The 26,660-nt window shown below is 70.2% G+C and carries 29 protein-coding genes; 22 read left to right on the top strand and 7 right to left on the bottom strand.

All coding sequences use genetic code 11. The annotated features are described in order from the left end of the window. Positions 1–13: 13 nt before the first annotated feature. A complete protein-coding gene (locus DEIMA_RS13920; RefSeq protein ID WP_013557906.1) occupies positions 14–772 on the bottom strand; it encodes a serine/threonine-protein kinase in 759 nt (252 codons plus the stop codon). Positions 773–865: 93 nt separating this feature from the next. Between DEIMA_RS13920 and lepB the strand changes: the two genes are divergently transcribed. Then, positions 866–1,630, top strand: coding sequence for a signal peptidase I (lepB, locus tag DEIMA_RS13915; protein WP_013557905.1), 765 nt, complete (start codon positions 866–868; stop codon positions 1,628–1,630). 59 nt (positions 1,631–1,689) lie between these two features. Here lepB and DEIMA_RS13910 read toward each other — a convergent pair whose 3' ends face one another. From DEIMA_RS13910 to DEIMA_RS13900, 3 genes are read right to left on the bottom strand one after another with little or no spacing between them, the layout of a single operon-like run. After that, the gene (locus DEIMA_RS13910; protein ID WP_013557904.1) at positions 1,690–2,001 is read right to left on the bottom strand and encodes a DUF503 domain-containing protein; all 312 of its coding nucleotides are present in this window, start codon (positions 1,999–2,001) and stop codon (positions 1,690–1,692) included. Positions 2,002–2,003: 2 nt separating this feature from the next. Further along, on the bottom strand, positions 2,004–2,213 hold the full coding sequence (locus DEIMA_RS13905) for a heavy-metal-associated domain-containing protein (protein ID WP_013557903.1): 210 nt from the start codon (positions 2,211–2,213) through the stop codon (positions 2,004–2,006). Between the two features lie 45 nt (positions 2,214–2,258). Next, complete coding sequence (locus tag DEIMA_RS13900; protein ID WP_013557902.1) at positions 2,259–2,759, bottom strand: DUF1999 domain-containing protein; 501 nt, start codon at positions 2,757–2,759, stop codon at positions 2,259–2,261. A 58-nt stretch (positions 2,760–2,817) separates the two neighbouring features. Between DEIMA_RS13900 and DEIMA_RS13895 the strand changes: the two genes are divergently transcribed. The 14 genes from DEIMA_RS13895 to DEIMA_RS13830 all read left to right on the top strand — a co-directional run bounded on the left by DEIMA_RS13895 (position 2,818) and on the right by DEIMA_RS13830 (position 15,389). Next, positions 2,818–3,222, top strand: coding sequence for a hypothetical protein (locus DEIMA_RS13895; protein ID WP_013557901.1), 405 nt, complete (start codon positions 2,818–2,820; stop codon positions 3,220–3,222). A 2-nt stretch (positions 3,223–3,224) separates the two neighbouring features. Then, on the top strand, positions 3,225–3,836 hold the full coding sequence (gene pth / locus DEIMA_RS13890; RefSeq protein WP_013557900.1) for an aminoacyl-tRNA hydrolase: 612 nt from the start codon (positions 3,225–3,227) through the stop codon (positions 3,834–3,836). Between the two features lie 106 nt (positions 3,837–3,942). Beyond that, on the top strand, positions 3,943–4,500 hold the full coding sequence (locus DEIMA_RS13885) for a DUF4126 domain-containing protein (protein ID WP_013557899.1): 558 nt from the start codon (positions 3,943–3,945) through the stop codon (positions 4,498–4,500). A 215-nt stretch (positions 4,501–4,715) separates the two neighbouring features. After that, positions 4,716–5,087, top strand: a complete 372-nt coding sequence (locus tag DEIMA_RS13880) for a P-II family nitrogen regulator (protein ID WP_013557898.1) — start codon at positions 4,716–4,718, stop codon at positions 5,085–5,087. Between the two features lie 20 nt (positions 5,088–5,107). After that, on the top strand, positions 5,108–6,430 hold the full coding sequence (locus tag DEIMA_RS13875) for an ammonium transporter (RefSeq protein WP_013557897.1): 1,323 nt from the start codon (positions 5,108–5,110) through the stop codon (positions 6,428–6,430). 374 nt (positions 6,431–6,804) lie between these two features. Continuing rightward, positions 6,805–7,119, top strand: a complete 315-nt coding sequence (locus tag DEIMA_RS13870) for a V-type ATPase subunit subunit G family protein (protein ID WP_013557896.1) — start codon at positions 6,805–6,807, stop codon at positions 7,117–7,119. 8 nt (positions 7,120–7,127) lie between these two features. Beyond that, positions 7,128–9,182, top strand: a complete 2,055-nt coding sequence (locus DEIMA_RS13865; protein WP_013557895.1) for a V-type ATP synthase subunit I — start codon at positions 7,128–7,130, stop codon at positions 9,180–9,182. A 17-nt stretch (positions 9,183–9,199) separates the two neighbouring features. Beyond that, positions 9,200–9,502 carry an ATP synthase subunit K gene (locus tag DEIMA_RS13860; RefSeq protein WP_013557894.1) on the top strand — a complete coding sequence of 101 codons (303 nt, stop codon included), beginning with the start codon at positions 9,200–9,202 and terminating at the stop codon, positions 9,500–9,502. 1 nt (position 9,503) lies between these two features. Next, positions 9,504–10,061 (top strand): V-type ATP synthase subunit E, encoded by a 558-nt coding sequence (locus DEIMA_RS13855; protein ID WP_013557893.1) that lies wholly within the window; start codon positions 9,504–9,506, stop codon positions 10,059–10,061. A gap of 8 nt (positions 10,062–10,069) precedes the next feature. Further along, positions 10,070–11,050, top strand: coding sequence for a V0D/AC39 family V-type ATPase subunit (locus DEIMA_RS13850; protein ID WP_013557892.1), 981 nt, complete (start codon positions 10,070–10,072; stop codon positions 11,048–11,050). Continuing rightward, on the top strand, positions 11,047–11,385 hold the full coding sequence (locus DEIMA_RS13845; RefSeq protein ID WP_013557891.1) for a V-type ATP synthase subunit F: 339 nt from the start codon (positions 11,047–11,049) through the stop codon (positions 11,383–11,385). Before DEIMA_RS13850 ends, DEIMA_RS13845 begins: the two co-directional genes overlap by 4 nt. 87 nt (positions 11,386–11,472) lie before the next feature. Then, complete coding sequence (locus tag DEIMA_RS13840) at positions 11,473–13,224, top strand: V-type ATP synthase subunit A (protein WP_013557890.1); 1,752 nt, start codon at positions 11,473–11,475, stop codon at positions 13,222–13,224. After that, complete coding sequence (locus DEIMA_RS13835) at positions 13,221–14,630, top strand: V-type ATP synthase subunit B (protein ID WP_013557889.1); 1,410 nt, start codon at positions 13,221–13,223, stop codon at positions 14,628–14,630. Before DEIMA_RS13840 ends, DEIMA_RS13835 begins: the two co-directional genes overlap by 4 nt. Before the next feature lie 87 nt (positions 14,631–14,717). Beyond that, complete coding sequence (locus DEIMA_RS13830; RefSeq protein ID WP_013557888.1) at positions 14,718–15,389, top strand: V-type ATP synthase subunit D; 672 nt, start codon at positions 14,718–14,720, stop codon at positions 15,387–15,389. Positions 15,390–15,435: 46 nt separating this feature from the next. Here DEIMA_RS13830 and DEIMA_RS13825 read toward each other — a convergent pair whose 3' ends face one another. Next, positions 15,436–16,011, bottom strand: a complete 576-nt coding sequence (locus tag DEIMA_RS13825; protein WP_013557887.1) for an HD domain-containing protein — start codon at positions 16,009–16,011, stop codon at positions 15,436–15,438. Positions 16,012–16,070: 59 nt separating this feature from the next. Here DEIMA_RS13825 and DEIMA_RS13820 point away from each other — a divergent pair, with 59 nt between their 5' ends. The 3 genes from DEIMA_RS13820 (at position 16,071) to DEIMA_RS17040 (ending at position 19,958) form a co-directional block, all read left to right on the top strand. Further along, positions 16,071–18,287, top strand: coding sequence for an MMPL family transporter (locus DEIMA_RS13820; RefSeq protein WP_013557886.1), 2,217 nt, complete (start codon positions 16,071–16,073; stop codon positions 18,285–18,287). Between the two features lie 73 nt (positions 18,288–18,360). After that, positions 18,361–19,260, top strand: coding sequence for an ABC transporter ATP-binding protein (locus DEIMA_RS13815; RefSeq protein WP_013557885.1), 900 nt, complete (start codon positions 18,361–18,363; stop codon positions 19,258–19,260). Next, positions 19,254–19,958 (top strand): ABC transporter permease, encoded by a 705-nt coding sequence (locus tag DEIMA_RS17040; RefSeq protein ID WP_013557884.1) that lies wholly within the window; start codon positions 19,254–19,256, stop codon positions 19,956–19,958. Before DEIMA_RS13815 ends, DEIMA_RS17040 begins: the two co-directional genes overlap by 7 nt. A 53-nt stretch (positions 19,959–20,011) precedes the next feature. Here the strand turns inward: DEIMA_RS17040 and DEIMA_RS13805 are convergent, their stop codons facing one another. Continuing rightward, a complete protein-coding gene (locus DEIMA_RS13805; protein ID WP_013557883.1) occupies positions 20,012–21,166 on the bottom strand; it encodes an MFS transporter in 1,155 nt (384 codons plus the stop codon). Positions 21,167–21,260: 94 nt separating this feature from the next. Between DEIMA_RS13805 and DEIMA_RS13800 the strand changes: the two genes are divergently transcribed. The 3 genes from DEIMA_RS13800 to DEIMA_RS13790 all read left to right on the top strand — a co-directional run bounded on the left by DEIMA_RS13800 (position 21,261) and on the right by DEIMA_RS13790 (position 24,344). Then, positions 21,261–22,271: a LacI family DNA-binding transcriptional regulator gene (locus DEIMA_RS13800; protein ID WP_013557882.1), complete on the top strand. Its 1,011-nt coding sequence runs from the start codon at positions 21,261–21,263 to the stop codon at positions 22,269–22,271. 9 nt (positions 22,272–22,280) lie between these two features. Next, positions 22,281–23,270, top strand: coding sequence for a UDP-glucose 4-epimerase GalE (galE, locus tag DEIMA_RS13795; RefSeq protein ID WP_013557881.1), 990 nt, complete (start codon positions 22,281–22,283; stop codon positions 23,268–23,270). Positions 23,271–23,342: 72 nt separating this feature from the next. Then, complete coding sequence (locus DEIMA_RS13790; RefSeq protein WP_013557880.1) at positions 23,343–24,344, top strand: serine hydrolase domain-containing protein; 1,002 nt, start codon at positions 23,343–23,345, stop codon at positions 24,342–24,344. A gap of 46 nt (positions 24,345–24,390) precedes the next feature. On the opposite strand, the gene DEIMA_RS13785 is transcribed toward DEIMA_RS13790, so the two are convergent. Further along, positions 24,391–25,383, bottom strand: a complete 993-nt coding sequence (locus tag DEIMA_RS13785) for an NADPH:quinone oxidoreductase family protein (RefSeq protein ID WP_013557879.1) — start codon at positions 25,381–25,383, stop codon at positions 24,391–24,393. Positions 25,384–25,456: 73 nt separating this feature from the next. Between DEIMA_RS13785 and DEIMA_RS13780 the strand changes: the two genes are divergently transcribed. Then, entirely contained in the window at positions 25,457–26,602 is a 1,146-nt protein-coding gene (locus DEIMA_RS13780; protein ID WP_169311946.1) for an MFS transporter, read from the top strand. Positions 26,603–26,660: the final 58 nt, after the last annotated feature.

Here is a 26,660-nt window from a genome sequence, read left to right as displayed (position 1 = left end):
CCACCAGGGACGCTCAGTACGGCAGGCTCGCCAGGCTCAGCAGCTGCCGCCGCACGTCCAGGGCCCGCGATGGCCGCGCGAACCGGTCCGGTTCCAGCAGCGTCCGCCGCAACCCCTCGAGCGGATCGCGCGTCTCCGGCAGCGGCCCGGCCCCCTCCTCATCCAGCAGCGCGCCGTACATGCCCCAGTGCAGCAGCACCCCCACGCCGTACAGGTCACTTTCCGGCCCGAGCGGCTCGCCGCGCACCGCCTCCGGCGACTGGAACGCCGCCGTGCCGATACGCAGCGGCGTGCTGAACGCCTCATTGATCGGCCCGCTCAGGTCGAAATCCACCACCTTCGCGCTGCCGTCCGTGTCCACGATGATGTTTTCCGGCTTCACGTCCCGGTGCACGATGCCCTGCGCGTGCAGGTGGCCGAGCGCCTCCAGCACGTGCGCGAGCGTCAACAGGAACGCCCGGCGCTCCTGCGTGAGCGCCGGGCGCCGCGTGTACCGATCGAACAGCACCCGCCCGCGCGCGAACCCCAGCACCAGGGCCGGCAGGCCCTGCACTTCCGTGCGCGTCAGCACCGGCGTGATCCGCGCGTGCGTGAGCGCCGGGCTGTGCGACAACTCCCGCTCCGCACGCGCCATGAGTTCCGCCGGGAAAACCTTCACGGCGTACGGCAACCCGTCTGTCCCCACCGCGAAGTACACGACGCTGCTCGCGCCATGACCAACGGGCCGCACCAGACGGTAGCGTCCTTCCACGAGCGTTCCCGCGAGCGGCATCACCTCAGCCTATACCACGCGCGCGCCCCCTCGCCACGCCCACCTCACGGGCATTCCCGGAGAAACGCTATGCTGCCGAGCGTAAGGAGCGTCATGACCCAAGTTCAAAAACCCCCGCAGTCCTTTCTGAAGCGACTCTGGAAAGAACTGCTCGAACCCATCGTGTTCGCCGTCGTCATCACGCAGTTCGTGGCGACGCTCGTCGGCGTGGACGGCACCAGCATGATGCCGAACCTCCGCAACGGCGAACGCGTCCTCGTGCCGAAGTACGAGACGTGGCTGCACAAGGTCGGCGTCGGGAACTTCAAACGCGGCGACATCCTGATCTTCAAACCTCCCCGCGCCGCCGAAGATGAAGTGCGCAGCTTCGTGGGCCTGTGGCAGTACCGGCCGTTCCTGATCAAACGCCTGGTGGCCCTGCCCGGCGATCGCGTCCGCATGGACGGCGGCAACCTGTACGTGAACAACACCCGCATCGACCAGTCGTTCACCACCGACTACTGGCAGGCGCAGGGCTGCTGGGACACCCAGAGCGACATCGCCAACAACGCGCAGAGCGGCAACCGCTACGCGTACATGAAAACCCAAAAGGAATTCACGGTGCCTGCCGGGCAGTACTTCATGATGGGCGACAACCGCACCGAGCAGGGCAGCCTCGACTCGCGCACCTTCGGCCCGATTCCGCTGCGCGACATCGCCGGGCGCGCCGCCATGGTGGTGTGGCCGATCATGCGCAAAACCAACGCGAAGTACAACTGCGACAACCCCAGCCCCAGCGCCATTGAGTTCAGCGGCAACAGCGTTCTGAACTGGCGCCTGCTGCAACGCCCCGCCGGGTTCGGCGCCCTCAACAAATAACGCCGCGAACACAAGAAGGCGCCCCCGGGTGATCCGGGGGCGCCGTTCTCGACGTGGGGTCAGTCTTCGTCGTGTCCGAGCGGGAACACGTCGGTGTCCTCGGCGGTCACGCGGTACTCACCCTGCTCCGCGAAGAAGTCCGCGACGTGCCGCAGCGTCTCCTCGACCCACGCGGCGTCGTTCGAGACGGTCACGACGCCCACGACCTCCCAGTCATGGGCGTCCAGGCCGTCCAGGCGCGCGACACTCACCGGAAAGCGGCTTTTCACGCGCTCCACGATGGGCCGCACCAGCGCCCGCTTCTCCTTCAGGCTCCCCACCCACGGCATCTCCAGCCGCAGCGTCAGGGTCCCCACGTAGCCGAGCGCCACGGTTAGAGCATGCCTGCCAGGAAGCCCTGCTTGCGGACCGCGCGGATCAGGTCCATCACGGTCAGCAGACTGGGGTCGTAGTGCACCTCGACCTGCCCGTCATCGGGCGTGGCGCGGCTCACGCCGTTCATCGCTTCCAGGGCCGCTGCGACCCGCTGCCCCGCCTCGCGGTCCATGCCGCGCACCCCAATCAACACACGAGAAGCCTTCATGCCCAGCAGCGTAGCGCGATTCCGCCCGGGAGGATGAGGGTCCCCTCAAGCGCCCGCGTTCGGTGCGCCGCCCAGGCGTGCCCCGGGCGCCGTTTCCGCGCGGGTGCCCAGGTGCCGCACCGCGTACTGCCCGGTCACGTACGCGCCGTCCGCGCGCGCGGCGTCCTCCAGGCCGTCCGTGAGCGGGAAATGCACCTCGTACACCGCCGCGTCGTACGCACTTTTCACGCAGGCGCGCAGCAGGCCCGCGGCGGTGTCCGCCGGGGCGTCCGGCGCGATGAGCGCGCGCGCGACCAGCACGATGGGCCGGTCGCCCTGCCACACGCTCTGCGCCAGGATCACGCCGTGCAGCGTGCCGCCTTCGGCTGCGGCGAAACTGTGCTCGCTGCGTTCGAAGAACTTCAGGGCCGCGAGGCTGGTGCGCACGCGCCCCTCGCGTTCACGCTCGGCGAGCGCGTCGAAATTCGGGTCCTCGGCGCGCAGCACGCGCGCCTCCAGCGCCTGCAGCGCGTCAAAATCCGGTTCGTGGAAGGTGCGGTACTCCATGACGCCACAGCGTAGCGCGCCCACCGTCCGCACGCCCGACGGGCGCTACACTGCGCGCATGACCGCGTCCGACCCGATTCGTGTGCGCCTCACCGGCCTCGCCAAGGCGCTGCGCCACCTGCACGCCGCGCTGCTCGAACACGCGAAAAGCGACTACGAGTTCCTGAACGGCAAGATTGATGGGGCGTTCACGCTGTACAACCTCGTGCTGAACGATCCGCACTTCCAGTGGCTGCGGCCCCTGTCGGGCCTGATGGCAACGCTCGACGAGGTGATCGACAGCAAGGAACCGCTCACCACCCGGCACATTCAGGACGTCCGCACTGCCCTCGGGCTGCTGTTCGGGCAGACGGACGCGCGCTTCGCGGACTTCCGCCGCGAGTACGACCGCTTCCGCGAGGACAGCAAGGTCCGCGACGCGGACGCCCGCTGGCGCGAGGTGCTGAACGCGCTGGAGGCCTGAGCGTGCGCGTGGTGGTGGGCCTGGGCAACCCAGGCGCGCAGTACGCTCTCACGCGCCACAACGTCGGCTGGTTGGTCGTGGATGAAGTGGCGCGCCGCGCGGGCGCGACCTGGCGTAAGGACCGGGACGCCGAAGTCACCGAGGTGCGGCTCGGCACGGAGAAGGTACTGCTCGTGAAGCCGCAGACGTTCATGAACAGCTCCGGCCGTGCGGTCGCGCCGCTCATGACGTTTTACAAATTGGACGGCGCGCACCTGCTGGTCGTGCAGGATGACCTCGACAGTCCGTTCGGCCTGATGAAGTTCCGCCTGGGCGGACGCCACGGCGGCCAGAACGGCGTGCGCGACATCATCACGCGACTCGGCACGGACGCCTTCCCGCGCCTGAAGCTTGGCATTTCCCGCCCGCCGACCGGATGGGACCCGGCGGGCTGGGTGCTGAGCAAATGGCGGGACGAGGAGCGGACCACCGTCGATGAACTCGTGCGTCTCGGCGCGAACGCGGTGGAGGCGTGGGCGACGTTGGGGCTGCTGGAGGCGCAGGCGCGGTTCAACGGCACGGACCTGCGCCCGAAACCCGAACCGGCCCCGGCGGCCCCCGTCGACCCCGCCTGACCTTCGGGCGTGCCCGTGGGGTGGGGCGGAGCGTGAAGTTCCCTGAAGCTTCCCGCGCTCCGCTCCACCCCAGGCTCGCATAGAAGAGGGAAGAGGAGGTGGGCTGGTGGAGGTGATCTCGAATCTGCTGTCGGCGTTCGGCCTGTCGGGCGCAGCGGGCCTGAATGCGTACGTGCCGTTGCTGCTGATGGGACTGCTGGACCGCCTGAATGTGGTGCACCTGCAGGATCCGGTGGCGTGGCTGTCGAACCCGTGGGTGCTGCTGATCGTGGCGGTGCTGGGCGCGCTGGATTTCGTGGGGGACAAGGTGCCGGGCGTGGATCACGCGCTGCATCTGGTGGGCGGCGTGGTGAATGCCGGGGCGGGCGCGTTGCTGTTCGCGTCGCAGAACCATCTGGTGGACGTGCCGCCGGCGCTGTCGATGGTGCTCGGGTTCATGGTGGCGGGCGGCGTGCAGGCCACGCGGACAGCCGTACGGCCAGTGGCGACGGCGACGACGGGCGGCCTCGCGAATCCGGTGGTGTCGTTTCTGGAGGACGTGTCGTCGCTGCTGGTGAGTGTGCTGGCGGTGTTCGTGCCGGTGCTGGGGGTGCTGCTGCTGGTGGCGCTCGTGTGGTGGGCGTCACGGTGGTGGGCGCGCCGGCGACGGCGAAAGCTGGCATGAATTAGCGGAAGGGCGGCCAAATGGCCGCCCTTCCGCTGTTCCGGGACCTGCAGGGCGGGCTGTTGGATCACCACGCAAATCAGAAATTGCAAAGCGTCTAAAAAAGTATGAACAAATTGCACAAAAAGCATTGACTTCCCGAGTATCTGGCCTTACGGTGTGCAGCAAGAGCTGTTCATCTTGGACAGCGCGCACCGCTCACCAGGGAGGCAGTCTTGAAACTCATCACCGCCATCGTCCGACCCGAACGGGTCCAACAGGTCAAAGAAGCCCTGTTCCAGGCTGGCATCAGCGGCCTCACCCTCACCCGCGTGAGCGGCCACGGCGGCGAGCAGGAAGTCGTCGAGCACTACCGGGGCACGCGCGTCATGGTCGAATTCCGCGACAAGGTCGAATTCAAGATGGCCGTCAGCGACCCCTTCGTGCACGTCGCCATCGAAGCGATCCTGCGCAGCGCCCACACCGGCGAGGTCGGCGACGGCAAGATCTTCGTCACCCCCATCGAAGAGGTCATCCGCATCCGCACCGGCGAGCGGGGCAGCGCCGCCCTCACGCCCGTCAACGAAACGCGCCTCACACCCGCCTGAAGGACCCAGGGGAGACCACCATGACCAGAGCACCGCTTGCCACCCTTGTCCTCGCCGCCGCCACCACCGCCGCCGCGCAGGGCACCCCCAAACTCGACACGGGCGACACCGCCTTCATGCTCATCAGCGCCGCCCTCGTGCTCCTCATGACGCCCGGCCTCGCGTTCTTCTACGGCGGTCTGGTGCGCGCCAAAAGCGTCCTGAACACCATGATGATGAGCTTCGTCGCCATCGCCATCGTCGGCGTGCTGTGGGTGCTCCTCGGGTATAGCCTCGCGTTCGGCGCCGGCGGCAATGCCCTCATCGGCAGCTTCGCCAACGTCGGCCTGAACGGCACCCTGGGGCAGCTCACCGGCACCATCCCCACCCCGCTGTTCGTGGCGTTCCAGGCGATGTTCGCCATCATCGCCCCGGCCCTGATCAGCGGTGCCGTCGTGGACCGCATGAAGTTCGGCGCGTTCGTGCTGTTCGCCGCGCTGTGGACTCTGCTGATCTACAGTCCCCTCGCGCACATGGTGTGGAGCAGCGACGGCTACCTCTTCAAGCTCGGTGCGCTCGACTTTGCGGGCGGCACCGTCATCCACATCGCCGCGGGCGTCAGCGCCCTCGTTGCCGCGATCGTCGTCGGCCCCCGCCTCGGCCTGACCCGCCGCGCCACCGTGCCGCACAACGTCCCGTTCGTGCTGCTCGGCGCGGGCCTGCTGTGGTTCGGCTGGTTCGGCTTCAACGCCGGCAGCGCCCTCGGCGCCAACGGCGTCGCCGCGAACGCCCTGCTCACCACCAACACCGCCACCGCCGCCGCGATCCTCGCGTGGCTGTTCTGGGAAGTCATCCGCGGCCAGCGTCCCACCGCCGTGGGTGCCGCCACCGGCGCCATCGTCGGCCTGGTCGCCATCACCCCCGCCTGCGGCTTCGTCAGCCCCCTCGCGAGCATCCTCATCGGCGTGCTCGGCGCCACCGCCAGCTTCTGGGCGGTACAGCTCAAACACCGCTTCATCACCGACGACGCCCTCGACGTATTCGCCTGCCACGGCGTGGCCGGCATCGTGGGGGCCCTGCTCACCGGCGTGTTCGCCACCAAGACCGTCAACGACCTCGGCAGCGGCGTCATCGACGGACGCTGGAGCCAGCTCGGCGTGCAGGCGCTCGGCGTGCTCATCACCGTCGCCCTCGCGGGCATCGGCAGTTTCCTGCTGCTCAAACTCGTCGGCGCGCTGATGGGCGGCCTGCGCATCACGGAACGTCAGGAAACGCTCGGCGTCGACCTGGTCGCGCACCAGGAAGAAGGCTACCGCGAAGCCGAAAGTCCGCTCGGCACGCCTGTGCTGCTCGGCGGCGACTGACTCAACCTCGCTCCGTACCCTACCCGGGTTTCCAATCCGCCCTCATTCCACAAAGCGAGGTGAGACCCCCACAGCACCGACCTGACCCTCCTTGAAGTGAGCGTGACGCCGTCCCCTGGCCCGGGGCGGCGTTGTTTTCTGCCCAAAAAGGGGCGGTGCGGCGCGCCTGGGTGCGCGTTCCCTGACATCTACGCCTCACCGGCAGGGGTAATTGTCCCTGCCTGCGCGTATGGACGCCTATGGTACTATTTGCGCGAGCTTGACCTAACGTACGTCGGGCTTTCATCAAGCCTTCCAGACAGACCAATGTGCACCTCAGACCCCAGAGGCCCGAGGTGCCGCGTGTCACGGAGGGGGAGGAAAGGAGGAGGAATTTGGACGCCAGCCGAGTGTTAAGCGAACTCGCCAGCCGCGAACAGGCCCTCGACCAGCAAATCGAGCAGGCCCGTCAGGAAGCGGCACGCGAGATCGAAGCGGCCGAAGCAGAAGCAGCGCGCATCATGCGCGACGCCGAAGAACAGGCCCGACAGATGACGGCCCAGCACGCACAGCGTCTGAGCGAGGAAACCGCCCAGATCCGCCAGCAGGCCGCGACGCAAGCCCAGAGTGACGTGCAGACCGCCACCGCCCGCAACCAACAGAAGGTCGGGCAGGCCGTCGAAACCATCCTGAGGGCGGTGCTTCCGTGATCAACAAAATGCAGCAGGTCGTGATCGCCGCTCGCAAACGCGACGATAAAGCGATCATCAGCGCCCTCCAGGCGGCGGGCGTGCTGCACATTGTGCCCGTGCAGGTGCAGGAGCAGGGGCGCCTCAGCACCGGCCCCCTCCAGGGCGCCGAGGCCGACGAGCGCAAGCACACCGAACGCCTCCTTGCCCGCGCCGAAACGACCCTCACGGAACTCGGCACGCACCGCGTCCCCCACGGCGCGCTCCCCGACGAGCGCGACTGGGGCACGCACCTTGAGAACGTCGCCGGCCCCGCCAGCATCCTCGCGAAACGCCGCGCGGAACTGACGAGCGACCTCGACGCTGCCGGCACCTACGGTCAGGTTACGCAGGCCCTCGCCACCCTCGCGGGCGGCGTGGACCGCAGCCGCCGACTCGCCGTCATTCCGTTCACCATGCAGGTCGGCGACGCCGGCCTGAACGACCTGAACGCGGCGCTCAACGCCGACCTCAAGGACCGCTACGCGCTCGACACCCGCACCGTTGGCAACAACGTCGTCGGCTTGGTCGTCGTGCCGCTCGCGGACCGCGACCGTGCCCGCGCCGCGCTCGGCAAGGCCCGCGTCGGCGAACTGCGCCTCCCCGGCCGCTTCGACCGCCTCACCCTCGCGGACGCCGCGCGGGAATTCGAGCGCATCGAACGCGAAACGCCGGCCGCGCTGCGCGACCTCGACAACGAACGCGCTCGCCTCGCCGACACGCACGCCCCCACCCTGTACGCCATTCGCGACGCCCTCGCGGACCGCGTCGCCATCCACGACGTGCAGGCCGTCAGCGCCCGCGGCAAGTACAGCATGGTCCTCCAGGGCTACGTGCCCGCCGACCGCGTTAAGGACATGCAGGCCGCGCTCGCCACGTTCGGCAACGGCGTGAGCTACCAGCTCAGCGACGCCGACGAGCACCACGGCGAAAGCGTGCCCGTCCAGCTCAAGAACAACAGCTACGTGCGCCCCTTCCAAGTTGTCATGGGCCTCATGAGCCTCCCGAAGTACGGCACCTTCGACCCCACCTGGGTCATCGCCGTGTTCTTCCCGTTGTTCTTCGGCATCATCATGGCCGACATCGGCTACGGCCTGCTGTTCCTCGCGTTCGGCATGTGGCTGCTCGGCAAGGCCAAGCGCAACGAAGGCTGGGACCTCAGCTTCTTCGGCGCGTACGTGCCGCCCGAAACCCTGCGGAACCTCGGCTTCGTCACCAACGTGATGGCCGCCTGGACCATCCTGTGGGGCCTCCTCACCGGTGAATTCTTCGGCACCCTCCTCGAACACGCCGGGCTCTTCTACGTCAACCCGGAGATCGTCAACAGCCTCTGGGGCTGGACCGGCATCCGCGCCGAAGCCGCCGCCGAAGCGCACCACGGCGTGATCCCCATCCTCTTCCCGCGCCTCGAGACCAGCTACTTCAGCAACGTGGCCCTCGTGTTCTCCCTGCTGTTCGGCATCGTCCAGGTCCTCTGGGGCTGGGGCATCCGCATCGCGCAGGGCCTGCGCCACCGCGACCCCGTGCACACCTGGGAAGGCCTCGCGCTGTTCGGCGGCGTCGGCGCCCTGATCGCCATGGCGTTCGCCACCCGCGCCGGCAAGGACTTCTCGCAGTTCACGAACTTCGGGAACCCGCTGGTCCTGCTGATGTACGTCGGCTTCCTGCTGTTCATCGTCGGCTGGATCCGCGTGATCAAGCACTTCCCGATGCTCCCCATCGAGCTGCTGTCCCAGGGCGGCGCCGTGATGAGCTACTCCCGTATCTTCGCCGTCGGTCTGGTCAGCGCGATCCTCGCGAAACTCTGCACCGACCTCGGCTGGAGCCTCGGCGAGAGCCTCGGGATTCTCGGCGTGCTGATCGGCATCATTCTGGGCGTCCTGCTGCACTTCTTCGTGCTCGCCCTGACCCTGATCGGCCACATCGTCCAACCGCTGCGTCTTCACATGGTCGAGTTCCTCAACCCGACCGGCTTCAACGCCGAGACCAGCCCCGCTTACAACCCCCTCCGCCGCCTCAGCCCCGTGAGCGGGCAAGGTAAATAAGTCCAAGGAGTCCTGACATGACCAAATACAACAAGATCGTCCTCGCGTCCCTCGTTTTCGCTCTTGCGACCAGCGGTCTCGCCCAGGAAGCCGCCACCGCTGACAACGACTCCCTGTACCAGGGCCTCCGCGCCGTCGGCGCCGGCCTCGCCCTCGGCCTCGGCGCCGTCGGCACCGGCATCGCCCAGGCGCGCATCGGTAGCAGCCTCGTCGGCGCCGTCGCCGAAGACCCCAGCAAGGCCGGCAGCCTGCTGCTGTACTTCCTGATCCCCGAAACGCTCGTCATCTTCGGCTTCCTCGCGCTGTTCATCCTTCGCTGATATGGCCCTCGACGCCCTTCTCGAAAACGAAGCGCGCGCGGAAATCGAGCGCGTCCGCGCCGAAGGGCGCGAACGCGCCCAGGCGATTCTCCGCGAAGCGCAGGAGCGCGCGCAGGCTCTTGTCGAGAGCCGCACCCGCGCCCTCGAAACGCAGCGTCAGGCTGAACTGACCCGCGCGCGCAGCGCCGCGGACCTGGAACTCGCCGCCGCGCGTCTCAACGCCAACGAAAGCGGCCTCGCGCAGGCGTTCGACATTGCCCAGCAGGAGCTGCGCAACGTCACGCAGGTGCCCGAGTACCGCGAGATCCTCGCGCGCCTCATCAGCGAAGCCCGCCAGGCCATCCCCGACGCCGAAGCCCTCGAAGTGAACCCCGCCGAGGCGCACATCGCCCGCGAGGTCGCCCCCGGCATCGACGTGCGCGAGAACCCCGCCATTCGCGGCGGCGTGCGCGTCGTCGGTCGCGGTGGCAAGAGCGGCATCAGCAACACGCTCGAAGGTCGCCTGGAGCGCGTGCGCGCCGCCCTCTCCCCGCAAATCGCCCGGATGATGGCGGAGTAAGGACGGCCATGCCCGACGACTACGACTTCATCAACGCGCGCCTCAAGGTGATGCGCACCAAGTTGCTCGACGGGCGCGCCCTCGACAGCGCCGCCGCCAGCGGCACCTACGCCGAGTTCCTGCGCGTGCTCAGCGAGACGCCCATCAGCGGCGACCTCGTCGGCGCCACCGCGCCGGACGCCGGCCTGCCGGAACTCGACGCCGCGCTGTCCCGCAACCTCTTCGAGACCGCCAACAAGGTGCTGCGCATGGCCGACGGCGACGCTCGCGCGGAAATCAGCGTCCTGCTCATGAAGTGGGACCTGGTGAACCTCAAGACCGTCGCGCGCGGCATCATCGCCGGGCGCAGCCAGGACGACATCCTCGGCAGCCTCGTGCCCGGCGGCAGCCTCAAGCCCAGCACCCTGCAGGCCGCCGTGCAGAGCGGTGACCTCGCGTCCGCCGCGCAGGCCATCGCGCTCAGCGGCCACCCGCTCGCGCGGGCGTTCAAGGACGCCGTGGCCGCGTACGCCGCCGGCTCCCGCTCACTCGACCTGGAAGTCACCCTCGACCAGGGGTACTACCGGCACGCGCTGCGCGTCAGCCGCAACACCAGCCTCCGCCGCTACCTGTCACGCGAAGTGGACGTCACCAACGCCCTCACCGCCCGCAGCCTGCGCGGCGGCAGCCTTAACCCCGCGCTGTTCGTGCCCGGCGGCAGCGACATCGACACGCAGGGCTTCGCGCGCCTCGCGGGCGGCGACAACGCCGCCGGTGACATGACCGCCATCCTCGAAGCGCCCACCCTCGAAGGCTCCGAACTGGCCGCGCGCCGCGTACTCGACCGCGCCGCCACGGACGCCTCCGCCGGCGACCCGCTCGGCGTGGGTGTGGCCATCGACTTCCTGCGCCGCAAGGAACAGGAAATCGCCAAGCTGCGCCTGATCGGCCGCGCCAAATTCTACGGCGTGCCCACCGAGCAGATCCGCGCGGAACTGGAGCGCGCATGACCGCCCCTCAGCACAAAGTCGCCGTGCTGGCCGACAGCGAAACCGCCACCGGCTACCGCCTGGCCGGCGTGCAGGTGATCGAAGCGACTCCCGAAACCGCCGTGCGCGAACTCGAAACGCTCGTTACCAGCGGCGGTTACGGCCTCGTCGCCGTGGACACCGGCCTGATCGCCGACCCCCAGACCGCCGTGGCGCGCGCCATGCGCGGCCGGGACCTCCCGATCATCCTGCCGATCCCCAGCCTCGCGGACGCGTTCAGCAGCAACACCGTGGACGCCAAGGCGTACATGGGCAAGCTGGTGCGCGACACCATCGGCTTCGACATCAAGCTGTAAACAAGGTATGAGGGGCGGAGGGCCATGCGACCCCACGGCTGCACGCCCCCGCCCCGCACCTCTCTCAACACTCCCCAAGGAGCAGCAATGACGCAAACCACGAAACAAGGCGTCATCGAGCGCATCGCAGGCCCCACGTGTATCGCGAAGGGCATGTACGGCGCGAAGATGTACGACATCGTGCGCGTAGGCACCGAGCGCCTCGTCGGCGAAATCATTCGCCTCGACGGCGACACGGCCTTCGTGCAGGTGTACGAAGACACCAGCGGCCTCACCGTCGGTGAACCTGTCGAAACCACCGGCCTGCCCCTGAGCGTCGAGCTCGGGCCGGGCATGCTCAACGGCATCTACGACGGCATTCAGCGTCCCCTCGACAAGATCCGCGCGGCCTCCGGTGACTTCATCGCGCGCGGCATCGAAGTCAGCAGCCTGAACCGCGAAGCGAAATGGGCCTTCACGCCCAGCGTCCGCGCCGGCGACACCGTCAGCGGCAGCAGCATCCTCGGCACCGTGCCCGAGTTCAGCTTCACGCACAAGATCCTGACGCCCCCCGACGTGAGCGGCAAGCTCCGCTGGGTCGCCGACGCCGGGCAGTACACCATCGACGACACCATCGCGGAACTCGAGGACGGCACCAAACTGCGCCTCGCGCACTACTGGCCCGTCCGCGCGCCCCGCCCCGTGGCGCTCAAGAAGGACCCCAGCCTCCCGTTCCTCACGGGCATGCGCATCCTCGACGTGCTGTTCCCCCTCGTGATGGGCGGCGCCGCCGCGATCCCCGGCCCCTTCGGCTCGGGCAAGACGGTGACGCAGCAGTCCGTCGCGAAGTACGGCAACGCCGACATCGTCGTGTACGTCGGCTGCGGCGAGCGCGGCAACGAAATGACGGACGTGCTCGTCGAGTTCCCGGAACTCGAGGACCCCAAGACCGGCGGCCCCCTGATGCACCGCACCATCCTGATCGCCAACACCAGCAACATGCCGGTGGCCGCGCGTGAAGCTTCGGTGTACACGGGCGTCACCCTCGCCGAGTACTTCCGCGACCAGGGCTACAGCGTCTCCCTGATGGCGGACAGCACCAGCCGCTGGGCCGAAGCGCTCCGCGAAATCTCCAGCCGCCTCGAAGAAATGCCCGCCGAAGAAGGCTACCCGCCGTACCTCGCGGCGAAACTCGCGGCGTTCTACGAGCGTGCCGGTGCCGTGCGCACCCTCGCCGGCGAAGACGGCGCCGTGTCCGTGATCGGCGCGGTCAGCCCCGCCGGCGGCGACATGTCCGAGCCCGTCACGCAGGCCACGCTGCGCATCACCGGCGCATTCTGGCGCCTCGACGCCGGCCTCGCGCGCCGCCGCCACTTCCCGGCCATCAACTGGAACGGCTCCTACAGCCTGTTCACGCCGATCCTGGACAGCTGGTACCGCGAGAACGTCGGCCCGGACTTCCCGGAACTGCGCGCCCGCATCGGCAACATCCTCCAGCAGGAAGCGAGCCTGCAGGAAGTCGTGCAGCTCGTCGGCCCCGACGCCCTGCAGGACAACGAGCGTCTCATCATCGAAGCGGGCCGTATGCTCCGCCAGGACTTCCTGCAGCAGAACGGCTTCGACCCCGTCGACGCCAGCGCCAGCATGCCGAAGAACTACGGCCTCATGAAAATGATGCTGAAGTTCTACGACGAAGCCGACGCGGCCCTCCGTGGCGGCGCGACCATCGACGAGATCATCCAGAACCCCGTCATCGAGAAACTCAGCCGCGCCCGCTACGTCAGCGAAGCGGAATTCGAGGCCTACGGGAACGGCGTCATGGACGAACTCGACACCACCTTTAAGGGCGTGAAAGCGTGACCCTCCTCAAGAAGGAATACAACGACGTCGCGTACATCAGCGGACCGCTGCTGTTCGTGAACGCCGCCGCCGACCTCGCGTACGGCGCCATCGTCGAAATCCGCGACGGCAACGGCCGCACCCGCGGCGGTCAGGTCATCGAAGTCAGCGAGCAGAACGCCGTCATCCAGGTGTTCGAAGAAACCCGCGGTCTCGACCTCGCCACCGCCAGCGTCAGCCTCGTCGAGGACGTCGCGCGCCTCGGCGTCAGCAAGGAAATGATCGGCCGCCGCTTCGACGGTCTCGGCCGCCCCATCGACGGCCTCCCCAACGTCGTCGCGGAAAAGCGCGTCAGCATCAACGGCCAGGCCATGAACCCCGCCGCGCGCGCCAAGCCCGAGGAGTTCATCCAGACCGGCATCAGCACCATCGACGTGAACACGTCGCTGATCCGCGGCCAGAAACTCCCGATCTTCAGCGGCTCCGGCCTCCCGCACAACGAACTCGCCGCGCAGATCGCCCGCCAGGCGAAGGTGCCCGGTCACGAAGGCGACTTCGCCGTCGTGTTCGCCGCGATGGGCCTGACCCAGCGTGAAGTCAGCTTCTTCACGCAGGAGTTTGAGCGCACCGGCGCGCTCGCCCGCTCGGTCCTCTTCCTGAACAAGGCCGACGACCCCGCCGTCGAGCGTCTGCTCACCCCCCGCATGGCGCTCACCACCGCCGAGTACCTCGCGTTCGAGCACGGCTACCACGTGCTGGTCATCCTGACCGACCTGACGAACTACTGCGAGGCGCTCCGCGAAATCGGCGGCGCGCGCGAAGAGATCCCTGGCCGCCGCGGCTTCCCCGGCTACATGTACACCGACCTGGCGTCGCTGTACGAGCGCGCCGGCGTCATCGAAGGCAAGCCCGGTTCGGTCACGCAGATCCCCATCCTGTCCATGCCCGACGACGACATCACGCACCCCATCCCCGACCTGACCGGTTACATCACCGAAGGTCAGATCGTGGTGGACCGCGCGCTGAACGCCAAAGGCGTGAACCCGCCCATCAACCCCCTCCCGAGCCTCAGCCGCCTTCAGGGCAACGGCATCGGCAAGGGCAAGACCCGCGCGGACCACAAGAACGTTTCCGACCAGCTGTTCGCCGCGTACGCGAACGGCCTGGAGCTGCGCAAGCTCGTCGCCATCACCGGTGAGGACGCCCTCACCGAAACCGACAAGCTGTACCTGCGCTTCGCCGAGGACTTCGAGCAGTACTTCATCGGCCAGGGCAACGCGGACCGCAGCATTGACGACAGCCTGACGGTCGCGTGGGGCATCCTCAGCAAACTCCCGCAGAGCCAGCTCACCCGTATCGGCCGCGACGCCATCGACAAGTACTACGGTACGAAGATGGACGAAATGTGGCGCGGTAACCGCATCTGACCTTCGCGGCCCGCTCACGCGGGCCGCACCGCGAGGGTGTACCGTGAATCGGTAGGCCCTCAGCCCACCCCGCAGGGAGGTGAACACATGGCAGATATCAGCCCCACCCGCACCGCACTGCTCGCCAGCAAAGCGAACCTGAAAACCGCGAACAGCGGCGCCGACCTGCTCAAACGCAAACGCGACGCCCTGATCGGTGAGTTCTTCGCGCTCGTCCGCGACGCCCTCGCCGCCCGCGAGGAACTCGCGAGCGTCAGCAAGGGCGCGTACGTGAGCCTGTTCTCCGCGAAAGCCTGGGATTCCCCCGAGGCCGTCGAGAGCCTCAGCCTCGCGCAGAGCGGCGAGTACGCGGTCAACATGCAGATCGAGAGTATCTACGGCGTGAAGGTCCCGAAAATTCAGGTTCCGGAACGCGAGAACACCGCGAGCTTCAGCCCCATCACGGTCGGCACGCGCACCATCCAGGCCGCCGAGGACTTCGGCCGCGTCATGCAGGCGCTCGTGAAGGTCGCCGCGACCGAAACGAAACTGCGCCGCATCGGCGAGGAAATCAAGAAGACCAGCCGCCGCGTGAACGCACTCGAGCAGATCGTCATCCCCGGCGTGAAGGAAGACATCCGCTTCATCCGCGGCGTCCTCGACCAGCGCGAACGCGAAAGCTCCTTCGTCCTGAAGAAGATCAAGGCGAAACTCGAAGCGGAAGCCGAGGAAGCCAAGAAAGCCACCGCGCTCGGCCAGCACGGCACCGCCGCCGACTGACCCTGCACGGCCCCAGCAGGCACCCCGCACGGGTGCCTGCCTTCGTTTACGCCCGCCAGCGGCGCCGCAGCGCCCCCAGCGCGGCCCGCAGGTGCACCCGCGCGGGCACCTCCAGGTCCGCGAAGGCGGGCGTGCGGTACAGCGGCTCGCGGTCCAGAAACTGCCGCAGCACCCGCATACGCGCCGTGCGGTACACCAGCCACGGCACTTGCACGTACTCCTGACGGATGTGCCGCTCGTACGCCCAGAACGCCTGCTCGTCCGCGCCGAACACACTCAGGTCCGCGTCCACGAACAATGCCGCCGCGAGCGAACACGGCGGCGCGTCATGCGTCGTGGCGAGAATCAGCGCGCGCACCTCCTCGGCCAGCGGCGCGGGCGCGCCATTCGCGGTGAGCCACGCGCCGAACACGTCCGCGCTGCGCGCCTCATTGTCTGTGGCGCGCGGGTCGTAGATGAGGTCGTGGCCCCACGCGGCCAGCTCCAGCGTGGGCGTAAGGGCGCGCCGGACGCGCAGGGCTTCGAGCATCGCCTCCACGTGCGCCGCCGTGTGGTACGCGCGGTGCGGCTCGGCGTAGTACGGCAGCGCGAAGGCGCGCGCGGCAGGCACGAGGTCCAGCATGCCCTCAGCGTACCTTCGCGGGGACATGCGCACGTCCGGGTGCGTGCTCTACTGCAGGCATGCAGACCCTGGCCCGGTTCGTGACCCGCCACGCGTGGGCCGTGCTGATCCTGTGGGCGCTCGTGGCGGCCCTCAGCGCGCCGTTCGCCGCGCGCACGCCCGCCCGCCTGACGGCCACGCCCGGCAGCCTCCCGAACGCCGAAAGCACCCGCGTGACGAACCTGCTCGCCGAGCGCTTCGGCGAGGGCAGCACCAACAGCGTCCTGCTCGTCACGCGCAGCGCCGTGCCCACCAGCGACCCCACTTTCCGGCGCGTGTACACGGCGTTCATGCGCGCTGTGGAGGGCGTGCAGGGCGTGGCCCGCGTCGTGCCGTACGACGCACAGAGCGTGTACCCGACCGTCAGCCCGGACCAGCGCCGCACCCTCAGCGTCGCGTTCATTCCGGTGGGGGACGGCGCGAGCGAGACCCTGGCGCGCATTCGCGCGCTCGCCGAGCGCGCCCCCCCGCTGCTGGGCGTCCGCGTGACCGGCGGTCAGGCCATCGCGGACGACTTCACCGCCCTCGCGGAAAACGACACGAAACGCAGTGAATTCGCGGCGCTGCCACTCACGGGCGTGGTGCTTCTGCTGGTGTTCGGCGCGCTCGTCGCCACGGGCCTGCCGCTCGTGATCGGCGTGCTGAGCATCACCGTGGCGCTCGGATGCCTGTACGGCCTGACGTTCCTGACGGACGTGAGCACCTTCGCGCAGAGCGTCATCACGCTGCTGGGCCTCGGGGCGGGCATCGACTACGCCCTGCTGATGGTGAACCGATACCGCGAGGAACTCGCCCGTGACCACGACGCGCGCGCCGCCGCGTACCGCACCGCCCTCACCGCCGGACGCAGCGTGATGTTCAGCGGCCTGACCGTCGCGGTGGCCATGGCGGCCCTGATCGTGCCGCCCATCGCGTTCGTGCGCAGCATGGGCATCGGCGGGGTGCTCGCAGTGCTGCTGACCGTCCTGGCGAGCGTGACCGCGCTGCCCGCCCTGCTGGCCCTGCTGGGGGAGCGCGTGAACAGCCCGCGGCTGCTGCGCGCGCCCTTCGCGCAGCACGCCGGCGTGAGCGCCGCGTGGACGGTGTTCGCGCGGCGCGTCACGGCCCGCCCGTGGCTCGCCGTGGTGGCCAGCACCGCGCTGCTGCTGCTGCTGGCCGCGCCCGCCCTGAACATGCGCACCGGGTACGCGGGCGCGTGGGGCCTCACGGAGAACGTGGAGTCCCGCGCGGCCCTGAAGGACGTGCAGACGCTCGGTGCGGGCGGCGTGCTCTCCTCGTTCGAGGTGATCATCGACCTCGGCGCGGGCCAGCGGTACGGTCCGGACACGCGCGCGACCTTCCGGGCTGCCGTGGACCGCCTGCGGGCCGTGCCAGGCGTGCACACCGTCGTGAGTCCGTTCGTCACGCCCGAGCAACTGCGCACCGGCACCACCCTCGGCAGCAGCCTGGAGGCGCTCGCCACGCTCACGCGCCGGTCCGTCAGCGACGACCGCCGTTACCTGCGCGTGACCGTCCTGCCCGAGCGGTACCTGCGCGCCGACCAGATCGACCCGTTCCAAGCGAAGCTCCGCGCGGCCCTGCGGGGCGCGGGTGTGCGCGCGCTGCTGGGCGGCGCGCCCATCGGCGAGCGCGAATTCAGCCGCGCCATCACGAACGCCATTCCCGCCGCGATCCTCACGGTGTTCGCTGGGACGTTCGTGCTGCTGATGCTCGCCTTCCGCAGCCTGCTGGTGCCGCTCAAGAGCCTGCTGATGAACTCCCTGACGGTCGGCGCGGCGTACGGCGTCGTGACGCTCGTCGTGCAGGGCGGCGTGCTTGCCGGGCCGCTCGGCATCCCGCAGGACGTGGGCGTGCTCGACAGCACCCTGCCACTCATCCTGTTCGCCGTGATGTTCGGCCTGAGCATGGACTACGAGATCTTCCTGCTCTCACGCGTGCATGAGGAGGTGCTGCGCGGCGTCCCGAACGACGAGGCGGTCGTGCTGGCCGTGGGCCGCACCGCGCGCATCATCACGTCCGCAGCGCTGATCATGTTCATCGTGTTCTGCGCGTTCATCGTGGGGCGCGTCGTGGCGAACAAAAGCATCGGCCTGGGCCTCGCGGTCGCGGTGCTGCTGGACGCCACCGTCGTGCGCCTCGTGCTCGTGCCCGCCTTCTTGAAGCTCGCGGGCCGCTGGAACTGGTGGCTGCCCCCCTGGCTGGACCGCCGCCTCCCGCACATCCACGTGGAACACTGACCCGGGCACCCGGTAAAGCCCATGCATCCAAAGGGGGACGCTGCGCGCGTCCCCCGCGCCGTACCGTGCAGGCATGAACGACGTCCTCACGGTCAGCCACCTGACCAAACGCTACGGCCGCGTGCACGCCCTGCGCGACCTGACCCTCACGGTCGGGCGCGGCCAGATCTACGGCTTCCTCGGCCCGAACGGCGCCGGGAAGACCACCGCGATTCGCGCCATGCTGGGCCTGACCCGCCCGAACAGCGGCACGGTGCGCCTGTTCGGCGAGCCGCTGCACCGCGCCGCCCTGGCCCGCGTGGGCGCGCTCGTGGAGGCCCCGAGCGCGTACCCGCACCTCACGGGCCGCGAGAACCTGGAGGTCACGCGGCGCCTGCGCGGCGCGGACGCCCGCGAACTCCCGGAGGTGCTCGCGCTGGTCGGCCTGACGGACGCCGCCGACCGGCCCGTCCGCGGGTACAGCCTCGGCATGCGCGGTCGCCTGAGCATCGCCGCGGCGCTGCTGGGCCGCCCGGAATTCCTGCTGCTCGACGAGCCCACCAACGGCCTCGACCCGCAGGGCATCCGCGAGGTCCGCGACCTGATTCGCGCGCTGCCCGAACGGGGCCTGACCGTCATGCTGTCCAGCCACCTGCTCGCAGAGATCGAGCAGGTCGCCACGCACGTCGGCATCGTCGCGGACGGCACGACCCGCTTCGAGGGGACCCTCGCGGACCTGCGCGCGCAGGCCCACCCGGAACTGCGCGTCACGACCGACCAGCCGTCCGAGGCGGCCGTGCACCTCGCGCAGCTCGGGCACGCGGCCCGCGTGGACGGCGCGGACGTGGTCCTGCCGGACCCGCGCGTGAGCGCCGACGTGAACGAGGCGCTGGTGCGGGCCGGACACCGCGTGTCCCGACTGGCCGCCACCACGCACACCCTGGAGGAGCTGTTCCTGAACCTCGTGCGCGCCCCGGAGGCCCGCGCATGCTGAGGGCCCTGATGGTCGAACCGCTGAAGCTGCGGCGCACGCCGACGCTGCTGCTCGCCGTGGGTGTGCCGCTGCTGATCGGCGTGATGGGGTTCCTGGCGCTGCGGCTCGGGCATGTGGCGGACGCCGCGCGGCTGGAGCGCTTGTCCCAGCTGATGCTGGGGCTGTGGGTGGCGACGGCCCTGCCGCTCGGCACGGCCATCCTCGGCGCGCAGGTGGTCGCGCTGGAGGACGGGCACCTGAAGCACGTGCTGACGCAGCCCGTGTCGCGGGCGAGCGTGTACCTGTCGAAGCTCGCGGCGCTGCTCGCGCTGCTCGCGCTCGGCACCGCCGTGCTGGTCGGCGCGTACGCGCTGGTCGCGGGCCTGGCGGGCATCCTGGACGGCGCCGCCCTCAAGCAGTTCGCGCGGAGTGCCGGCTGGGCGGGCCTGGGGGCCCTGCCGATGGCGGCGCTCGCCATCGGGCTCTCGTGGCGTTTCCGCTGGCCCATCACCATCGGGTCGGCGCTGGTCGGCTCGGCGGGCGCCGCGTACGCCCTGAGCAACGCGGTCGCGTGGAAGTTCCTGCCGTGGTCCTACCCGCTGGCGCTGGGCAGCGGCGCGCCGACCCTGCACACCCCGGCGCTGCTGCTCACCGCCGTGACGTTCGTGGGCTTCACGGCGCTAGGACTGCTGGCGTTCCGCACGCAAGAACCCCGCTGAGGGCCGGGGGCAGGGCGGGCGGGGTGCCGAGTTTGGCGCCCCGCCCCTTCGGTTTACGCTGCGGGTTGCAGGGCGCGGCCCGACAGGCCCGCGATGATCAGCGCCGCGCCCGCCACCAGCGCCAGCGCGACCGGCAGGCTGGTCCCCTGCGCCACGAAGCCCAGCAGCGGCGGGCCCGCCAGGAACCCCAGGTACCCGAGCGTGGCGACGCGCGCGATGCCCGGCCCGCCGCCGACGTGCCCGGCCGCGCCGTACAGCGCGGGGACGACGTTCGCGGCGCCCACCCCGAACGCCGCGAAGCCCAGGGCGGTCAGGACCGGGTCGCGGGTCAGCAGGGCCGCGCCGAGGCCCACCCCGGCGATGAGCGCGCCGCCGCGCACGACCGTCAGGTCGCCGAGCTGCGCGCGCAGGCGATCCCCGAACACGCGGCCGAGCGTCATGGTGCACGTGAAGGCAATGAAGCCCAGGCCCGTGAGCGCGGCGGGTGCGTGCAGGACCTGCTGGTAGTACAGGCCGCTCCAGTCGGCCATGGCGCCCTCGCCGAGCATGCCGAGCAGGCACAGCAGCCCGGTGAGCAGCAGGGCGGGGGAGAGGCGCGCGGCCGGGCCTTGCTGGGCGGCGTCCGCGCTGCGCTGGTCGTGGCGCAGCAGGCGAGGGCCGGTGAGCAGTGCCAGCGCGAGCATGACGACGCTCACGCTGAGCGCGTGGGGGACGGCGGTGACGCCCGCGCTGATCAGGAGACTGCCGAGGCCGGCGCCTGCCAGGTTCCCGAGGCTGTACCCGGCGTGGTAGCCGCTGAGCGTGGGGCGCTGCAGGGTGCGTTCGACGGTGACGCCCTGTGCGTTCATGGCGACGTCCAGCCCGCCGTTCGCGAAGCCGAACGCGAACAGCGCCAGACCGAGCGTCACGGCGTCCGGGGCGATCAGCGGGGGCAGAAGCAACAAGGCGCTGATCAGCGCGAAGGCGCGGGTGGTGGCGGCGCTGCCGTGGCGGGCGGTGAGGTGCCCGGCCAGGGTCATGCTGAGCAGGCTGCCGACAGCGATGAGCAGCAGCAGGCTGCCCAGCAGGGCGGGGGTGAGGTGCAGGCGGGCGCTCACGGCGGGGATGTGCACGACCCAGGAGGCATATAGGACGCCGCACAGGAAGAACACCAGCCAGGTGGCGTGGTGCGCGTGGAGGGCGGGGGTTGGGTGGGTGGTGTGGGTCATGGGGGCCTCGGTCACGACTGAATCGTTTCAGATTGTAGGAGGCGACAACCCCCACGAGTGTTCCCTACACCACCCCATCCCGTAGCATGAACCCATGCCGCCCGCCCGCCCGAAGCGCGCCACCCTCAAGGATGTCGCCCGCACGCTCGGCGTGAGCGTCGCCACCGTCAGCAACGCCTACAACCGACCCGACCAGATCAACCCCCAGACCCGCCAGCGCGTCCTCGACACCGCCCACGCCCTCGGCTACACCGGCCCGGACCCCGCCGCCCGCAACCTCCGCCGCGGCCGCACCGGCAACATCGGTGTCCTGTACGGCGACGACCTCCAGTACGCCTTCGCCGACCCCGCCGCCGGTCTCTTCCTCCAGGGCGTCGCCGGCGCCGTCCAGACCGAACGCCTCAACCTCACCCTCCTGCCCGCCCCCAACGACGCGCGGGCCGTTATGACCGCCGCCGTCGACGGCTTCATCCTGTACTGCGCTGCCGGCGACCCCGCCATGCAGGCCGCCCTCAACCGCCCCACCCCCCTCGTCCTCGTGGACCACGACGGCCTCGGCGACGACCACCCCACCGTCCGCATCGACGACGCCGGCGGCGCCGCCGCCGCCAGCGCCCACCTCCGCACCCTCGGGCACACCCGCGCCGCCGTCCTCGCCTTCCCCGGCGAGGACGCCACCGACTCCCACCCCACCCGCGAACGCCTGCGCGGCTACGCCCAGCACCTCCCCCTTGGCGTGCACCGCGCCCCCCGCAACACCCCCAAAGGCGGCGCCGCCGCCGCGCACGCCCTCCTGAGCGCCCCCGACCGCCCCACGGCGCTGCTGTGCATGAGCGACCAGATCGCCCTCGGCGCCCTCAGCGCCGCCCGCGCCCTCGGCCTGCGCGTCCCCGAGGACCTCAGCCTCCTCGGCTTCGACGACGTGCCCGGCGCCGCCCTCGCCGGCCTCAGCACCGTCCACCAGGACCACGCCGCGAAAGGCCGCGCCGCCGGGGAACTGCTGCTCGCCCTGCTGCACGGCGACCCCGCCCCCAGCCCCCCCACGCTCCCCACCCACCTTGAACTTCGCTTGACCACCGGCCCCGCCCCCCGCACAGGCGGTTAAAGTGACCGCATGAACCTCCTCGTGACCGGCGGCGCCGGCTACATCGGCAGCCACACCGTCCGCGCGCTGCAACGCGCCGGGTACACCGTCACTGTCCTCGACAACCTCAGCAGCGGCCACGCCGAAGCCCTCCCGGACGGCGCCACCCTCGCGCAGGTCGACCTGCTCGACTACAGCGCCGTCAAAGACACCCTCGCGCGCGTCCGCCCGGACGCCATCGTGCACTTCGCGGCACTCATCGAGGTCGGCGAGAGCATGAAGGAGCCCGCCCGCTACTACCGCAACAACGTCACCGGCAGCCTCAACCTCCTGCAAGCCAACGCCGAAACCGTCAAGGCCCCCATCGTGTTCAGCAGCACCGCCGCCGTGTACGGCGACGCGCAGAGCACGCCCATCCCCGAAGACGCCCCCAAGGCGCCCACCAGCGTGTACGGCGAAACAAAACTCATGACCGAACACATGCTGAACGCCTTCGACCGCGCGCACGGCATCCGCCACATCAAACTCCGCTACTTCAACGTGTGCGGCGCGCAACCCGGCGGCCAGATCGGCGAGGACCACCCCAACAAAACGCACCTGATCGAACTCGCGCTGCTCACCGCCCTCGGCCAGCGCGAGAAAATGATGATCTTCGGCGAGGACTACCCCACCCCGGACGGCACCTGCATCCGCGACTACATCCACGTCGCCGACCTCGCCGACGCGCACGTCCTCGCCGTGAAAGCCCTGCTGGACGGCGCCCCCAGCAACGCCTACAACGTCGGCCTCGGCCACGGCTTCAGCGTCCGCCAGGTCCTCGACGCCGTCGACGACGTACTCGGCACGCCCCTCAAACGCGAAATCGCCCCCCGCCGCGCCGGCGACCCCCCCAGCCTCGTCGCCGACAGCCACCGCATCCAGCAGGAACTCCACTGGACGCCGCAGTTCACGGACCTGCGCGAAATCATCCGCACCGCCTGGGACTGGCACCGCACCCACCCGCACGGCTTCAAGAGCTGAACCACATCAGGACGCCACAGCGCCCCCCAGCACACCGGGCGCTGTGGCCGTCCGGTATTCAGGGAGGCGCGCATGACCCACCAAGGCCACCCGCATGACCTGCCCGTCGTGCCGCCCCACACCGTGGGCCTGGACCCCCAACGGCTGGAGCAGGCCGAACGGCACCTCACGGCGCAACGGCCGCACGCCACCAGCCTGCTCGTCGCCCGGCACGGCCAGCTGGCCTTCGAGCGGTACTTCGGCATCCAGGCGCACGAGGCGCAGGACACGCAGTCCATCACCAAAAGCCTGGTGTCGCTGCTGACCGGCGTGGTCGTGCGGCGCGGCCTGCTGCACCTCGACCAGCCCATCCTGCAGGACTGGCCTGACGCCCAGCGCACCCTCACCGACCCCCGCTGGCACGCGGTGACGGTGCGGCACCTGCTGACCATGACGTCCGGCCTCCCCTCGGAAATCACCAACCCGGCCTACGACGACGCCTGGTTCCTGAACGCCGACCCCGTGCACTTCACGCTCACGCAGACGCTCCGAACAGAGCCCGGCACCGAATTCCACTACTCGAACGCCGGCGTGCACCTGCTCGGCACGCTGCTCGCCCGAGTGACCGGACAGCCGCTCGAACGTGTCCTGCAGGACACGCTGCTCTCACCCCTCGGCATCCCCGCACGGCCCTGGCCCAGGGACCCGCAGGGCCGCGTGTGGGCGTCGGGCATGCTGCACCTCACGCCCCGCGAACTGCTGCGCCTCGGCCAGCTGGTCCTGCAGGAAGGCCAGTGGCAGGGCCACACCCTCGTGCCGGCACGCTGGATCAAGCACATGACCCGCCCGTGGGTCGAAGGCTACGCCTTCATGGAGGGCCTGCCGCGCTACGGCTGGCTCTGGTGGCTGCCCGGCCCCCCGGAACCCCCTGGCCTCTACGCCACCGGCTACGGCGGTCAGTACCTCGCGGTGTTCCCCGACCTCGAACTGGTCGTCGTCATGACTGGCCGCGTCGAACCGCACCCCAGCCACCGCCACGTCATTGCGGACCTCGCAGCCCACGTGGCCTCCAGTCCGCGCCGGCCGGACCCGTAACCGGCCGGTGCCACCGTTGGGTGGCGCCAGCCTCACGCGGCGCCGCTCAGCGCTGCGGCTCGATAATCACCTTGCCGGTCGTGCGGCGCCCCAGCAGGTCCTCGAACGCCTGCCCCGTCTCCGCGAGCGCGTACGTCGGCCCCACCTGCGGGCGCACCTGCCCGCTCGCCAGCAGCGGCGTCAGGAACGCCACCGCCTCGCGCGCCGCCTCCGGATCCTGCATCAGGCTCGTGAGCCACAGGCCCGTCACAGTCAGGTTCCGCTTCATCAGCTCCACCGGACGCAGCGTGGACGGCTCACGGCTCGCCGCGCCGATCACGATCACGCGCCCACGCGGCGCCAGCATATCCAGGCTGCCCTGGAAGCCCTTGCCGCCCACGACCTCCAGCACCAGGTTCGCGCCGCGCCCGCCCGTCGCCTCGCGCACGCGGTCCACCAGGTCCGCCGTGTCCGACGTGAACGTCACGTCCGCGCCCAGGTCACGCGCGACCTGCAGCTTCTCGTCGCTGCTCGCCAACGCGATCACGTTCAGGCCCATGCTCTTGGCGAGCTGTACGCTCGCGGTGCCCAGCGCGCCCGCCGCCGCCTGCACGACCACCCACTCACCCGCGCGGCTATACCCGAGGGTGCTCAGCGCGAAAAACGCCGTCAGATACGACACCGGGAACGCCGCCGCCTCCGGCGCGCTCAGGCTCTCCGGCACCGGCAACAACGCGCCCGCCGGCACCACCGCGAACTCCGCCAGGCCGCCCACGCCGCCCAGCACCGCCACGCGCTGCCCCACGCTGAAGCCCATCACGCCCTCGCCAAGCGCGTCCACCGACCCCGCGAACTCCATGCCGGGCGTCATCGGAAGGCGCGTGCGCGTCAGGTACTCCCCGCGCACCGCCAGCACATCCGCGAAGTTGATGCCCACAGCCTCCACCTTCACGCGCACCTGACCCGCGCCGGGCTGCGGCACGGGCACGTCACGGAGTTGCAGAACTTCAGGGCCGCCAAGCTGCTCGACAACGAGCGCACGCATCGTGGAATCCGTCATGCCGCCCACCGTACCGCGCGCCCACGCCCCACGAACGTAACTCCGACCGGAACGGCGCCGTATGCTGACCCCCATGTCCCCGGCGGCGTCCGCCCTGGCGCGCCTCGCGCTCGCCATCGTCCTCACCCTCAGCCCCTGGTTCAGCGCCGCCGCGATCCTCCCGCACCTCCGCGCGCAGCACGCCCTCGGCGACGCCGCCAGCGCGTGGCTCACCGTCGCCGTGCAGCTCGGCTTCGTGCTCGGCGCGACCCTCAGCGCCGGCCTGAGCCTCGCGGACCGCGTGGCGCCGCGCACACTCATCCTGCTGGGCGCCCTCGGCGCCGCCGCCTGCAACGCCCTGCTGCTCAGCGACCACACCGCCGTGCTGTTCACCGCCCGCGCCCTCACCGGCGCGGCCCTGGCGCTCGTGTACCCGCCCGCGCTCAAAGCCATGACCGCCTGGTACGCCACGCGCGGACGCGGCTTCGCGCTCGGCACGCTCGTGGGCGCCCTCACGCTCGGCGGCGCCATCCCGCACCTCGTCAACGCCCTCGGCGGCGCCGATGCCCGCACCGTCATCCTCGCCACCACCGTCATGGCCGCTGCCGGGGGCCTGCTCGCCGCCCGCACCCCCGAAGGGCCGCACCGCACGCCCGGCGCGCCCGTCACCGCGCGCGACGCCCTCAGCGCCCTGCGGCCCCGCGCCGTGCGCCTCGCCACGCTCGGCTACCTCGCGCACATGTGGGAGCTGTACGCCATGTGGGCGTGGTTCGGCGTGTACCTCCGCGAAACCCGCCACCTGACCGCCGGCGCCGCCGCGCTCGCCACCTTCGCCGTCATTGGCGTGGGCGCGTTCGGCTGCGTGGTCGGCGGCGTCCTCGCGGACCGCTGGGGCCGCGCGCGCCTCATCACCCTCAGCCTCGCCCTGTCCGGCGGGAGCGCCCTGAGCCTCGCCGCGCTCACCGCCGCGCACGCCCCCACCACACTCATCCTGATCGTCGCGCTCATCTGGGGCTTCTGGATCATCGCGGACAGCGCGCAGTACAGCGCCCTCGTCGGCGAGCACGCCCCCCCGCGCTCGTCGGCACGGCCCTCACCGCCCAGATGGCCCTCGGCTTCCTGCTCACCGCCGTCACCGTCGCCCTCACACCGCTGCTGCGCACCGAACTCGGCTGGCCCATCACGCTCGCGCTGCTCGGCGTCGGCGCGCTCCTCGGGCTGCCCGCCCTGCGCGCCCTGACCCCCGCCCGGCTTCACACTCTTTAAACACATCAGTCGCTCGCTAACTTATGAAGCCC

The organism is Deinococcus maricopensis DSM 21211 (assembly GCF_000186385.1).
Taxonomy (GTDB): domain Bacteria; phylum Deinococcota; class Deinococci; order Deinococcales; family Deinococcaceae; genus Deinococcus_B; species Deinococcus_B maricopensis.
This window is presented reverse-complemented; position numbering and strand designations above follow the sequence as displayed.